Below are 13,326 nucleotides of genomic sequence, written 5' to 3'. Positions count from 1 at the left end.
CAACTTCTTAGAAAATCGATGATTGGGGTGATTACCATGTTGAGATATACATTAAACCGTTTTAAATGGGCGATTATTACTTTATGGGCTGTTATTACATTAACGTTCATCATAATGCATACGATTCCGGGAAATCCATTTGCAAAAGAAGGAGCCATGCCTCCTGCTGTTTATGAAAACCTTCAAGTCCACTATGGATTGGACAAGCCGTTGTTGACCCAATATGGGAATTATTTATTGGAAGTCGTTCAATTTGATTTTGGTCCTTCATTGAAATCTTCATCCATTTCCGTGAATGATTACATTTTGAAGGGGTTTCCGGTGTCATTGCACTTAGGGGCACAAGCTTTGGTGATTGCCATCTTCTTTGGGCTCATTTTGGGTGTCGTGGCATCACTGAAAAGAAATAAATGGCCCGACTATTTATCAATGATCATTGCCATCGTAGGAATTTCCGTTCCTAACTTTATCCTGGCGACTATTTTAATCAATTATTTTGCAATTAAATGGAATATATTCCCTGTTGCTACATGGGCGACATGGCAGCATACCATTTTACCATCCATTGCCCTTTCCATGATGCCGCTTGCTTTCATCGCGAGACTGATGCGGACAAGCATGCTTGAAGTAATGGGGCAGGATTACATTTTGACAGCAAAAGCCAAAGGATTGAAACGGAGCGGTGTCATAATCAAACATGCGATTCGGAATGCGTTATTGCCGATTATCACGGTTCTGGGCATCCTTACGGCTAATATCGTGACAGGAAGCTTCATCATTGAACGTATTTTTGGTATTCCTGGCATGGGAGATATGTTCGTAAAGGGAATATCCAACAGGGACTACCCGGTGATTCTTGGTTCCACAATTGTGTATAGTGCGGTGCTTATTCTATTGATATTCATCGTTGATATAGCCTATACGTTGATTGATCCTAGAATTAAAGTGACGGGGGAGAAGAAATAATGGCAGATAAAGTGCATTTAACCGAAGATATGTTTCAACCCGCCGAAGGCAACTTTAAGGAAGCTGAAAAAATAGCAAGACCTACAGTTTCATATTGGTCTGACGTCTGGCGTCGATTTAAAGAAAATAAGCTGGCCATGACTGGATTTATTCTTATAATCCTCTTGGTCTTGATGGCGATTTTTGGTCCGTATATTAACGGATATACTTATTATGGACAAGATTTCGAGAAAAAGAATCTTAGCCCAAATAGCGAGCATTGGTTTGGAACGGATTCATCAGGAAGGGATCTATTTACGCGAGCTTGGTATGGTGCGAGGATATCCTTGTTCATTGGATTGATGGCCGCGTTGATTGACTTTTTAATTGGTGTCCTTTATGGCGGGATTTCAGCCATTCGCGGTGGACGCACGGATAATATCATGATGCGTTTCGCTGAGGTGATCTATGCGATTCCCTACCTATTGATGGTTATTTTAATGATGGTCGTATTAAAACCTGGTATTCTGCCAATCATCATTGCAATGTCGATTACGGGGTGGATTCCAATGGCGCGACTGGTACGGGGACAGGTTTTACAACTGAAAGAGAATGAATATATCCATGCTGCAACAATCTCTGGAGCCAATACGAGCTGGACTTTAAGAAAACACATGATTCCAAATACAATGGGACCGATCCTTGTCAATTTAACGTTGACTGTACCTACTGCCATTTTTGCCGAAGCTACACTTAGCTTTTTGGGACTGGGAGTTCCGGCACCTCAGGCAAGCTGGGGAACATTGACAAGTGATGCACTGGGAAGCATTCTGGTAGGGAATTTCTATCAACTTTTAATTCCGGCAATATTGATTTCCTTAACGATGTTCGCGTTCAATGTGGCTGGTGACGGATTGCAGGATGCCTTAGATCCAAAACTACGGAAATAATGAGTCCTAACATAATGATGTGATATTACTAGAATAGGAGGGACGATGATGGAGAACCTATTAGAAGTCAACGATTTACAAATCACCTTCCATACTTATGCAGGAAAAGTGCAAGCGGTTCGCGGTGTGAATTTTGACGTGAAAAAAGGGGAAGCCGTTGCGATTGTTGGGGAGTCCGGATGCGGCAAAAGTGTTACAGCGAAATCTATCATGAGATTATTGGAAACACCCCCAGCAGAGTATGGAAAAGGGTCGATAAACTTTGGGGGTAAAGACCTTCTTAAAATGAGTGAAAAGGAAATGCAGAAGATTCGTGGAAATGAAATCAGCATGATTTTCCAGGATCCGATGACTTCGCTCAATCCAACGACAAAAATCGGCAGCCAGATCATGGAAGGCATTTTAAAGCATAATAAAAACATGTCCCGAAATGATGCATACGAACGGGCGTTGGAAACACTGAAACTGGTAGGTATTCCACAGCCTGAAAAAAGGATGCAGCAATATCCGCATGAGTTTTCAGGTGGTATGCGCCAAAGGGCAATGATAGCGATGGCCCTTGCTTGTGAACCGAAATTACTGATTGCCGATGAACCTACAACTGCATTGGATGTAACGATACAAGCGCAAATTTTGGAACTGATGAAAGATATCCAACGAAGAATGGATACTTCCATCATTTTAATCACTCATGATTTAGGTGTGGTTGCGGAAACTTGTGAACGGGTAGTCGTCATGTATGCAGGCAAGGTTGTTGAGACGGGTACGGTAGAGGCTATATTTTCAAACCCGCAGCATCCATATACAAGAGGTCTGCTTAAAACGGTGCCAAGGCTGGATATGGAAAAAACGGCTCCGTTGGTTCCGATTATCGGTTCACCACCGGATTTATTGGATCCGCCAAAAGGATGCCCATTTTACCCAAGATGTGAATCAGCAATGAAAGTGTGCAAAGACCATGATCCGGAGCTTGAAGTAGTGGAAGAAGGTCAGACAGCCGCATGCTGGCTGCACCACCCGATGGCCAAGGCAGCACAGGTACAAGCACCGACTAATGTATAAAGGAGGAGAAACAATGGTTTCACTGAAAAATAAGGCCGTAAAAGAAAAGACAGACAACGAAAATTCTCCTCTTGTTGAAATAAAGAATCTGAAGAAGCATTTTCCTATTGGTTCTCAATCGCTGAAAGCGGTAGATGGTTTGGATCTCAAAATCTATCCAGGGGAAACTGTCGGACTTGTTGGGGAAAGCGGTTGCGGTAAGTCGACTGCAGGTCGTACAATCACTCGATTATATGAACCGACAGATGGAGAAGTTCTTTTTCAGGGGAAAAATATTTTCGATTACAAACCCGGGGAAATGTCACATATCCGCCGTGAAATACAAATGATTTTCCAAGATCCCTACGCATCCTTGAATCCAAGGATGAAGGTGGAGGAATTAATAGGGGAACCACTTGCCATTCATGGGATTTCAAAAGGTAAAGAACGAAGAAAACGGGTGGAAGACCTGTTAAAGCTGGTTGGTTTAAGTCCCGAACATATCACTCGTTTTCCGCATGAATTCAGTGGTGGACAACGCCAACGGATTGGAATTGCAAGGGCGTTGGCCCTAAATCCTAAATTCATTGTTTGTGATGAACCAATTTCTGCCTTGGATGTTTCGATACAGGCCCAAGTGGTCAACTTATTAAAAGAGCTACAAAAAGAAATGGGATTGACTTATTTATTCATCGCGCATGATTTATCGATGGTCAAGTATATTTCAGATCGCATTTTAGTCATGTACCTTGGAAGGATGATGGAACTTTCGGATAGTGATTCTTTAACGAAAGATCCGCTACACCCATACACACAGGCCTTGCTATCCGCAGTGCCGATACCAGACCCGACTATTAAACGGGAAAGAATCGTCCTTAAAGGCGATGTACCAAGTCCGATCAATCCGCCGAGCGGCTGTGTATTTCGGACTCGCTGCCCTAAGGCGATGGAGATATGCTCCAGTGCTGTACCTGAATGGAAAGAACAAAAACCAGGGCATTTCGTTGCTTGTCATTTATATTGGTAAACAAAAAAACCAGTTGCATTTGCGACTGGTCTTTTTTTACACATTTATGTAAAATATTTTTAGAATAGAAACGATTATCAAATTATTTATCAGTATGTCAAAATAAAAAACTAGGAATCTGAAAATAAAACATATAATATGTAATTATATGTAAATATTAAATTCTGTTGAATGTTTCAATTTGTGAGAGAAGGAGGGACTGTTATTGTATTCCACGATAACTAGTGAAATCGTCGATCGTGTCATGATTGTTACTCTGAATCGTCCTGAGAGAATGAACGCTTTCAATGAAAAGATGTGTGAGGAGATGATTCACGCTTTTAATGAAGCGGATGAAAATGATGACGTACGAGCCGTCATTTTAACTGGCGCAGGGGATGCATTTTGTGCTGGAATGGACTTGGAAAAAGGCGCAGAAACCTTTATGGATCACACTCCTCTGGTTGAATATCGCGATGCAGGGGGAATGTTGTCATTACGGATTTTCGAGATGAAGAAACCTATGATAGCGGCCATTAATGGAGCGGCAGTCGGGATTGGGATAACAATGACTTTGCCCATGGACATTAGAATCGCTTCAACAGATGCAAAAATGGGTTTTGTATTTGCGAGGCGGGGGATAACGATGGAGGCATGCAGCGGCTGGTTCTTACCCAGGCTTGTCGGAATGGGCAAAGCTTCCGAATGGATTTTTACCGGCAGGATGATTTCGGCCAGTGAAGCATATGAGGGAAGGTTGGTAAACAAGATCGTCGAGCCAAACGAATTGATGTCTGCTGCAATGGAAATTGCAACAGATATTGCGGAAAATACATCTTCCGTTTCTGTGACGTTATCCCGGCAATTAATGTGGACCATGCTCGGTGCAAACCATCCTGTTGAATCACACAAAATAGAATCGAAAATGATTCATTGGACCGGAAAACAAGCGGATGCACTAGAAGGGATCGAAGCTTTCCTCGAAAAAAGGAAAGCTGATTTCAAGATGAAAAGCAGTAGTGATATGCCTCCGTTTTATCCTTGGGGAACGGATCGAACATATGAAGTGGATAAGAAATGATTGAGTAGAATGGGCCAGGGAAACCAGGGGAAGTGCGTGATAATTTTTACTTTTCGGATAAATTAGGGTTTCTATTCTTAGTGTGTTATACTGGGTTTACCATTTACTAAACTTGTTTCATGTTCCCTATTCCCCGTGAATAGGGTTTTTTTATGATTGCTTTTTTAATCAAAAAAACAGACCCTACAAGTAGGGTCTGTTATATATTGTATTTAAAATTATGCTTTTTGAACGTTAGTAGCTTGGGGTCCACGTTGACCTTGCTCAACTTCAAAAGTAACTTCTTGACCTTCGTCTAATGATTTGAATCCTTCGCTTTGGATAGCTGAGAAATGTACGAATACATCGTCTCCGTTTTCGCGTTCGATGAAGCCAAATCCTTTTTCTGCGTTAAACCATTTTACTTTACCTTGTTCCATTGTTGTTGCCTCCTAGTGTGAATCCACACATTGTGTTACTACCCTTGCTCAATCATTAGACGAAAAGTTTTTCACTTATCAATCTTCCCGAACAAAAATAATTCTTTTTAAATATAACAGATAATGTCGGAATCTGCAAGCTAACATGGGAAGATTATTTATATATACATTCAATGAACAATTCTTAATACCCTTTTTTGTAATCAAGTAAATTTGTTGAAGGTTTTTTACCATTTAGATAGTTCTTTAAATTCGGCATGAAAATATCATGAATGAGCCTTTGGTCGTAAAATTCCGTATTTCCGGATGTGTGCGGCGTGATGATAACATTGTCCAGCTCCCATAATGGGCTATTCTCTGGAAGTGGCTCCGTTTCAAACACATCAAGTCCAGCACCCGCAATTTCTTTATCCATAAGCGCTTGAACCAATTCGTTTTGAATGACGAGATTTCCCCTTCCTATATTAATGAAAAAAGCGGAGCGCTTCATTAACCTGAATTCCTTTTTCCCGAACATATTCCTTGTTTCTGGGGTCAAAGGTAATGTCACGACAATATAATCACATCTAGGAAGAAGATCATTCAAATGTTCTTGTGTGAACATCTCATCGACAAATTCTTCTGATTTATCGGAATGGCGCATTCCTAATACGGTCATGCCAAAAGCCTTGGCAATTTTTGCGGTTTCCTTTCCGATTTTTCCGACACCGATGATTCCTATGGTCTTTTCATGAATTTCCTGCTTCATATGTGCGTGATGCCAAGTCTTTGTCTGCTGTTGCTTAATATATGTATCTACTTTTCTTGTTAAGGCAAGCATTAACGCAAAAATAGTCTCTGAAATGGGATACGCATGAACACCGTTTGCAGTTGTAATCTGAACATTCTTTTGTTCTAAATTTTCCAGGGGTAAAGCATTCACTCCGGCGCTCCATGTCTGGATCCACTTTACTTTGCTTGCATCAATCGATACAGACATTTCCGCTTTCCAGCCTGCAATCACTTCAGCATCGGCTATATGATCTCTCCATACTTCCGGAGATCTTCCGGTGATAACCGTCCACTCGGGAACCAATTCTTTAATTTTCTGTAGTAAGATCTCATTCAAATTTTGGCTTATTATGAGTTTCCTTTTTGGCATAACTAACCTCCTGTATCTATTTTTCTGAATTATACGTAAGTTTCGAAAATCTTTCAATTGGGAAAGCGATTGCTTAACAATCTTGCTATAATACTAATAATCAATGGAATGGGGTGTATACATGAACGTGAAAGACATATATGGACAGCTGCCTATTATAGAATCAAAACGTTTGGTCATGAGGAAAGTCACCATGAATGATGCTGAAGACATGTTCGCTTATGCATCCAACAGTGAAGTTTCCCGTTACGTCACATGGGAAGCTCATCGTTCCCTAAGTGACACAAAAGATTTTATCAAATTTATCCAGCAAAATTATGAGGATAAGAAAATCGCTCCATGGGGCATAGAACACAAGGAAAGTGGTAATTTGATTGGTACTATTGATTTTGTTTCATGGCAGGTTGATCATCATAGTGCAGAAATCGGGTATGTGCTTGCACCCGAATATTGGGGGAGTGGCTTGATGACGGAGGCAGCGCAAAAAATAATCGCCTTTGGCTTTGAAAATATGAACCTAGTTCGTATACAAGCAAGGTGCTTCGTTGAAAATTTGGGTTCAGAGCGGGTCATGCAAAAGGCTGGTATGTCTTTTGAGGGAGTCATAAGAAAAGGAATGTTTGTTAAGGGAAAGCATCAAGACTTAAAGCTATATTCCATTATAAAATGATGGCTTTGAAGTCTGCTGATTAAAGAAGAAATAAGGAAAAATACATCGGTTTTGACAGCGGGAATTTCTGTTCATGATTATAATGAATATGGGAAAATCAAAAACGAACAATATGTGCAAATATTGAATCAAAAACTATACAAAACGTCTAATGTAAAAAGTCCGTTTGAAAAATATAATGAAACTATAAAATCGTGTTGAAATGGAGGGTTTCTTTAATGGCAGTAATAAATGAAGTAAAAACGTTGAAAAATTATATCGGTGGCAAATGGGTGGATTCCACAACATCGAAACATGAACAAGTGCCTAATCCGGCAACAGGAGAAGCTTTGGCGATCGTTCCCCTTTCAACAAAGGAAGATGTAAACCAAGCGGTGCAGGTTGCTAAAAAGGCGTATAAAGAATGGAAAAAGGTCGCCGTTCCAAAAAGAGCCCGCTTTTTATTCCGTTATCAGCAATTATTGATAGAACACTGGGATGAGCTTGCTAAGCTGGTCACAATCGAAAATGGAAAAAGCTATACAGAAGCATATGGTGAGGTTCAGCGTGGGATTGAATGCGTGGAGTTCGCAGCAGGTGCGCCTACCTTGATGATGGGCAGCCAGCTTCCTGATATTTCCCCAGGTATTGAATCTGGCATGTATCGTTATCCAATGGGTGTCGTTGCAGGGATTACGCCGTTTAATTTCCCGATGATGGTGCCATGTTGGATGTTCCCGCTGGCAATAGCTTGTGGAAATACGTTTATCTTAAAACCTTCAGAACGGACACCGCTATTAGCCAACCGTCTTGTGGAATTATTGACAGAAGCCGGTGTTCCGGATGGTGTTGTCAATATTGTCCATGGTGCCCATGATGTCGTGAATGGGATATTGGAACATGAAGACATTAAAGCGGTATCATTTGTTGGATCCCAGCCTGTCGCAGAGTATGTATACAGAACGGCAGCTGCCAATAAAAAACGTGTCCAGGCTTTATCAGGAGCGAAAAATCATTCAATCGTCATGCCTGATGCGGATTTGGATAATGCGGTAACGAACATTACGAATGCCGCTTTCGGATCTGCAGGCGAGCGCTGCATGGCTGCGTCAGTGGTTGTTGCGGTGGGAGAAGTGGGAGATTCACTCGTTGAGAGATTAAAGGCTGCAGCGGATGACATCAAGATAGGAAATGGAATGGATAAGGACGTTTTCTTGGGGCCTGTGATTCGTGATACTCATAAAAAGAGAACAGAACAATATATTGAAATCGGGGAGAAAGAAGGAGCTGTCCTCCTTCGTGATGGCAGGAATGAAGGCGATCAGGAAAATGGCTATTATGTTGGACCGACATTATTTGATCATGTAAAAACAAACATGAAAATATGGAGGGATGAAATTTTTGCTCCTGTCTTATCCATAGTACGGGTCAATACCCTTGAAGAAGCAATTGAATTGACCAATCAATCCGAATTTGCAAATGGTGCCTGCCTCTATACGGATAGTGCAAAAGCCATTAGGGAATTTCGCGAAGAAATTGATGCAGGGATGCTTGGCATTAATCTTGGGGTACCCGCGCCAATGGCATTCTTTCCATTTTCCGGCTATAAAAGTTCATTTTATGGAGACCTTCATGCCAACGGGAAAGACGGAGTGGAATTTTACACTAGAAAGAAAATGTTAACGGCAAGATACTGATAGGAAAAAGGGGGTCGGCTCAAATTGTGGTCGGCCTTCCTTTATACATCTTTTTAGGAGGAGTGTAGCTTATGCAGGTTGAAAAACAGGGTCAGGATCTTAAAGCGATGGATGGTAAATATGTGTGGCATCATATGAAAGGGGCTGAACCCACCCCTGGGGCAATGGTGATAAAAAAAGGGCAAGGAGCATGGATTACGGATGTTGATGGGAATCGATTCCTGGATGGGATGTCAGGTTTATGGTGTGTCAACGTTGGCTATGGCCGCACGGAACTGGCTGAAGCAGCTTACGAGCAACTGAAGGAACTTCCTTATGCCCCTTTAACGAATAGCCACATTCCGGCTATTAAGCTAGCAGAGAAATTAAATGAATGGCTTGGTGGGGATTATGTGATTTTCTTCTCTAACAGCGGTTCAGAAGCAAATGAGACTGCCTTTAAAATTGCGCGGCAGTATCATCAGCAAAAAGGTGAACATGGACGTTATAAATTCATTTCGCGTTATCGCGGCTATCATGGCAATTCAATGGGTGCCCTGTCAGCTACCGGGCAGGCGCAGCGGAAATATAAATATGAACCTCTCGCTCCAGGGTTTCTTCATGTATCACCGCCAGATTCTTACAGAAATCCTGAGGATGAAAGCGGTGAAAAAAGTGCAGCGGAAATTGAACGTACCATTACATGGGAGTTGAGCGAAACGGTGGCTGCGGTCATCATGGAACCAATCATCACTGGGGGCGGAATTTTAATGCCACCTGATGGTTATATGAAACGTGTCAAAGAAATTTGTGAGAAAAATGGTGTCCTTCTCATTTCGGATGAGGTCATTTGCGGGTTTGGCCGTACTGGTAAGAGATTCGGATTTATGAACTATGATGTAAAACCAGACATCGTAACAATGGCTAAAGGAATCACGAGCGCTTATCTGCCATTATCCGCTACAGCCGTCAAACGTGAAATTTATGAAGCGTATATTGGTTCTGACGTATATGACCGCTTTCGGCATGTAAATACATTTGGAGGCAATCCGGCTGCATGTGCCGTCGCTTTGAAGAATATTGAAATATATGAAAATGAAAAGCTTATAGAACGGTCTAAGGAGTTAGGGCTGCGCTTTCTGCAAGAGTTTGAAGAAATCAAAACTCATCCCAATGTTGGGGATGTGCGAGGGAAAGGTTTGCTGGTAGGGATTGAACTAGTGGAAGATAAACTGACAAAACAACCGATCGAACTTTCCAAAATCAATAAAGTGATTGCATCATGCAAAGAAAAGGGGCTGATCATAGGTAAAAATGGTGATACAGTAGCAGGTTTCAATAATGTCCTGACTCTTGCTCCCCCACTTAGTATAACTGAAGAGGATTTTTCATTCATCATAACGACGGTAAAGCGAACGCTAGCTGAACTATGAAAATAAGGAGAAAAACCTGAATATTCAATTAAGTTTGTGCGTGTACCTGTTGATACACATACTATGCATTTAAATGGTACTGATGCGTTTAGTTTTAGCACCGTTCAGAACCTTGAACGGTGCTTTTGTCTATGATCAAGGAAGAATAAGAGGAAAAGGAATCTAGTAGAAATTAAAGACAATATTTTGGAATCGTTTTCCTTGCTTAGTTATAGCAGATGTTCGAAAATGGAATGATAAGGAGTGGTAGAAACTCAATATTAACCGAAGAGGTGAGGGACATGAATAATGAAGATATAACAAAAAAACTAACATTACATATCCCTGAAATTTTAGGGAGTGGGAATTTTTCAAAGTATGCTGTATTGGTTCCGCTTCTAGACAAAGAAGATGGAATTCATGTTCTTTTCGAAGAACGTTCACACAAACTGAGGAGGCAGCCGGGGGATATATGTTTTCCGGGCGGGAAAATAGACAAGCTGGACCATGATGAACAGGCGGCGGCCCTAAGGGAAACATATGAGGAACTTAATTTGAGAAAAGAAGATATCGATAATGTCTTTCCTATCGATTATTTGGTATCTCCATTTGGGATGATCGTCTATCCTTATGCAGGGTTTGTTCGTAACCATCAACGGATAATACCCAATCCAGCTGAGGTGGAAACCATTTTTACGGTCCCGCTATCCTTCTTCATGGAAAAACCGCCAGAAATTTACCATGTGGAATACAGAGTGGAACCGCATGAAAACTTCCCCCACGATTTAGTCGTTGGCGGGGAGAATTATAAATGGCAGCCGAAACAGATGGAAGAATATTTTTACTTATATAATGGTCGGGTAATCTGGGGAATGACGGCGAAAATCCTTACCCATTTTATTGAAATTCTTCGTTAGACCCTTCTAAAGCACCTTTTTTTTTCGGTCTATTTCTATTAAGCTTTAATTATGGTAAAAGTTAGGTTTTTAATAGAAGCGGGGGGATGAGTGGATGAAGTATAGTTTTGAAGTACTTGAAAAAGAACGGGAAATGGCGATGGCTGCACTAGTCAACTTCAATGAAAACCGCGAATACTATGATGAAACCAAAGATCAGGAACTTAAGCTAGCATACTACAAAGATGGTTCCTTGGACCGGGAAGGATTGAAGGACCTACTTGTGGCAACCCATAAAAACCAGCTGAACTACTCACCGCATCGTCATGTTTACCCATGGGTGGACTTACAGGAAAATGGCCAGCTGAAAAGTCTGTATTCCGGTAAAGGGATGGATCCTGTACAAGTGATTGAGGAAGATATCCGTATACTGGAAGTGTTGTCAAGAGATATTGAATCAACAAATTCGGAGAACATTCTCGTTAATTGTGAACATGTAGTACCTCAATCATGGTTCGATAAAAAAGAACCGATGAGGGGGGATTTGCATCATCTGTTTGCCTGTGAACCAACGTGTAATAGCAGCCGTAGTAACTATCCATACCATGATTTTGAGGATTATATCCCTGAAAGATCCGCTGCCGGTATAAAAGCGGGTTGCGGGAAATCAGACGAAAGTAAATTCGAGCCTGAATATGGAAAAGGGATCGTGGCGAGGGCAACTTTGTATTTTTTACTCAGATATGAGGGAATCATCGATAGCGGCAAAACCGACCTGGCACTGCTTTTGGAATGGCATCGGCTTTTTCCCGTCAGCACTTATGAAAAACATAGAAATCAGGCTATACATGAAATGCAGGGTAATCGTAACCCATATATAGATTTTCCCGAAATGGCGGAGAAATGGAATTAAAGAAGAATATAATAAAGAGGATTGAAGCTGTAGTACAAGCTTCAATCCTTTTTTTTAGATTATAAGAATTTTACGCAAACAGGGAAGGGAACTTGAACATCCTTTTGCAATAATGTTAATTTTCCGTCATGTTCATTCCGTGCATATAGTGTCAGGTTTCCTGATTGTTCATTAGAAGCGATCAGGAATTTTCCGCTAGGATCCAATGAAAAATCACGTGGCCAATGACCTTCGGTAGAAACCAGTTCCACGAATGCCAGTTTGCCTGTTTCTTGATTGATTTGGTAAACGGCAATACTATCATGTCCCCGGTTTGCGGCATATACGAATTGCCCGTCATCAGAAATATGAATGGCGCTTCCTTGGTTATTTTCCTTAAAATCTTCCGGGACGGTCCGAACAGTTTGTAATTCAGAAAAACTTCCAGTTTGACTATCGAAGCTCAAAACAATGACTTCTGGTACCAGTTCTGCCATAACATATGCAAATTTTCCGTTTGGGTGAAAGGTCAGATGCCGTGGTCCGCTGCCGGGAGCAACAGATAAGCTGTTTACTTCTTCCAAAACCCCACTATGTATTTTATAGGTTATTACTTTATCTATCCCGAGGTCGACTGCAGCAATGAACCTTTCATCTGGTGTGAAACCAGCGAAGTGAGTGTGTGCTTTTTCCTGACGTTCTTCATTCGGTCCTTGACCTTCATGTTGAACAGTTGAAGATACAGGCAAAGGGGTCGCATCGTCATGAAGCGGATATGATTCAATCACGCCTTCTCCATAACTGGAAGTGACCAAAACCTGTTTCTTGCTGTCGACACTTATATGGCAGGAAGAGCCATTTGGTGTCAGTTGTTTGCCCAAGAAGGTAAGCTCACCTGAATCTTCATTAATCGAATAGGCTGAAACTCCTCCACTGCCCGATTCTTTTAAAATGGCGTAGAGATTCTTTTTGTCCTGGCTGATGGCGACATAAGTAGGATCGGTCAATTCTGCTGCAAGAACCGGTGTGCTGAGTTTTCCTTCTGCTGTATCTAAAGTAAATCGGTAAATACCTTTGCTGTTTCCTTTTGTGTAAGTGCCTATGTATCCAATAATGTTCTGTTGATCATGTTTTACCATATTTATCTCCTCCAAGAAAGATTTGTGTTTATTTTTATTTTAACATAGATGATACCCATATATCCTTTTCCCGTATTCT

13 protein-coding genes are annotated in these 13,326 nt (G+C 41.3%); 10 read left to right on the top strand and 3 right to left on the bottom strand.

Annotated features, from left to right (window positions below; genetic code table 11):
• The first annotated feature begins 36 nt into the window (after positions 1-36).
• The 5 genes from OSJ91_RS14970 (at position 37) to OSJ91_RS14950 (ending at position 5,023) form a co-directional block, all read left to right on the top strand.
• On the top strand, positions 37-966 hold the full coding sequence (locus tag OSJ91_RS14970; protein WP_034311122.1) for an ABC transporter permease: 930 nt from the start codon (positions 37-39) through the stop codon (positions 964-966).
• Positions 966-1,895 carry an ABC transporter permease gene (locus tag OSJ91_RS14965; RefSeq protein WP_076369602.1) on the top strand — a complete coding sequence of 310 codons (930 nt, stop codon included), beginning with the start codon at positions 966-968 and terminating at the stop codon, positions 1,893-1,895. Before OSJ91_RS14970 ends, OSJ91_RS14965 begins: the two co-directional genes overlap by 1 nt.
• Before the next feature lie 48 nt (positions 1,896-1,943).
• A complete protein-coding gene (locus OSJ91_RS14960) occupies positions 1,944-2,957 on the top strand; it encodes an ABC transporter ATP-binding protein (protein ID WP_350298954.1) in 1,014 nt (337 codons plus the stop codon).
• A gap of 13 nt (positions 2,958-2,970) precedes the next feature.
• Complete coding sequence (locus OSJ91_RS14955; RefSeq protein WP_076369598.1) at positions 2,971-3,963, top strand: ABC transporter ATP-binding protein; 993 nt, start codon at positions 2,971-2,973, stop codon at positions 3,961-3,963.
• Between the two features lie 205 nt (positions 3,964-4,168).
• A complete protein-coding gene (locus OSJ91_RS14950) occupies positions 4,169-5,023 on the top strand; it encodes a crotonase/enoyl-CoA hydratase family protein (protein ID WP_413018093.1) in 855 nt (284 codons plus the stop codon).
• A 218-nt stretch (positions 5,024-5,241) separates the two neighbouring features.
• Here the strand turns inward: OSJ91_RS14950 and OSJ91_RS14945 are convergent, their stop codons facing one another.
• Together OSJ91_RS14945 and OSJ91_RS14940 are read right to left on the bottom strand one after the other, a co-directional pair.
• On the bottom strand, positions 5,242-5,442 hold the full coding sequence (locus tag OSJ91_RS14945; protein WP_029714163.1) for a cold-shock protein: 201 nt from the start codon (positions 5,440-5,442) through the stop codon (positions 5,242-5,244).
• Between the two features lie 184 nt (positions 5,443-5,626).
• Complete coding sequence (locus OSJ91_RS14940) at positions 5,627-6,583, bottom strand: D-2-hydroxyacid dehydrogenase (protein ID WP_485889948.1); 957 nt, start codon at positions 6,581-6,583, stop codon at positions 5,627-5,629.
• A 121-nt stretch (positions 6,584-6,704) separates the two neighbouring features.
• Between OSJ91_RS14940 and OSJ91_RS14935 the strand changes: the two genes are divergently transcribed.
• The 5 genes from OSJ91_RS14935 to OSJ91_RS14915 all read left to right on the top strand — a co-directional run bounded on the left by OSJ91_RS14935 (position 6,705) and on the right by OSJ91_RS14915 (position 12,129).
• A complete protein-coding gene (locus OSJ91_RS14935; RefSeq protein WP_350298951.1) occupies positions 6,705-7,253 on the top strand; it encodes a GNAT family N-acetyltransferase in 549 nt (182 codons plus the stop codon).
• A 218-nt stretch (positions 7,254-7,471) separates the two neighbouring features.
• A complete protein-coding gene (locus OSJ91_RS14930; protein ID WP_350298950.1) occupies positions 7,472-8,929 on the top strand; it encodes a CoA-acylating methylmalonate-semialdehyde dehydrogenase in 1,458 nt (485 codons plus the stop codon).
• Between the two features lie 71 nt (positions 8,930-9,000).
• Positions 9,001-10,341, top strand: a complete 1,341-nt coding sequence (locus OSJ91_RS14925; protein ID WP_434167029.1) for an aspartate aminotransferase family protein — start codon at positions 9,001-9,003, stop codon at positions 10,339-10,341.
• A 281-nt stretch (positions 10,342-10,622) separates the two neighbouring features.
• Positions 10,623-11,237: an NUDIX hydrolase gene (locus OSJ91_RS14920; protein WP_485889947.1), complete on the top strand. Its 615-nt coding sequence runs from the start codon at positions 10,623-10,625 to the stop codon at positions 11,235-11,237.
• Positions 11,238-11,331: 94 nt separating this feature from the next.
• Entirely contained in the window at positions 11,332-12,129 is a 798-nt protein-coding gene (locus OSJ91_RS14915; RefSeq protein WP_485889946.1) for an endonuclease I family protein, read from the top strand.
• Between the two features lie 59 nt (positions 12,130-12,188).
• Here the strand turns inward: OSJ91_RS14915 and OSJ91_RS14910 are convergent, their stop codons facing one another.
• Positions 12,189-13,247, bottom strand: a complete 1,059-nt coding sequence (locus OSJ91_RS14910; RefSeq protein WP_485889945.1) for a lactonase family protein — start codon at positions 13,245-13,247, stop codon at positions 12,189-12,191.
• Between the last annotated feature and the right edge of the window lie 79 nt (positions 13,248-13,326).

Source organism: Bacillus sp. T-10(2022), assembly GCF_056502895.1.
The sequence above is the reverse complement of the archived record's forward strand: the minus strand, read 5'-3'. Positions and strand labels throughout refer to the sequence as shown.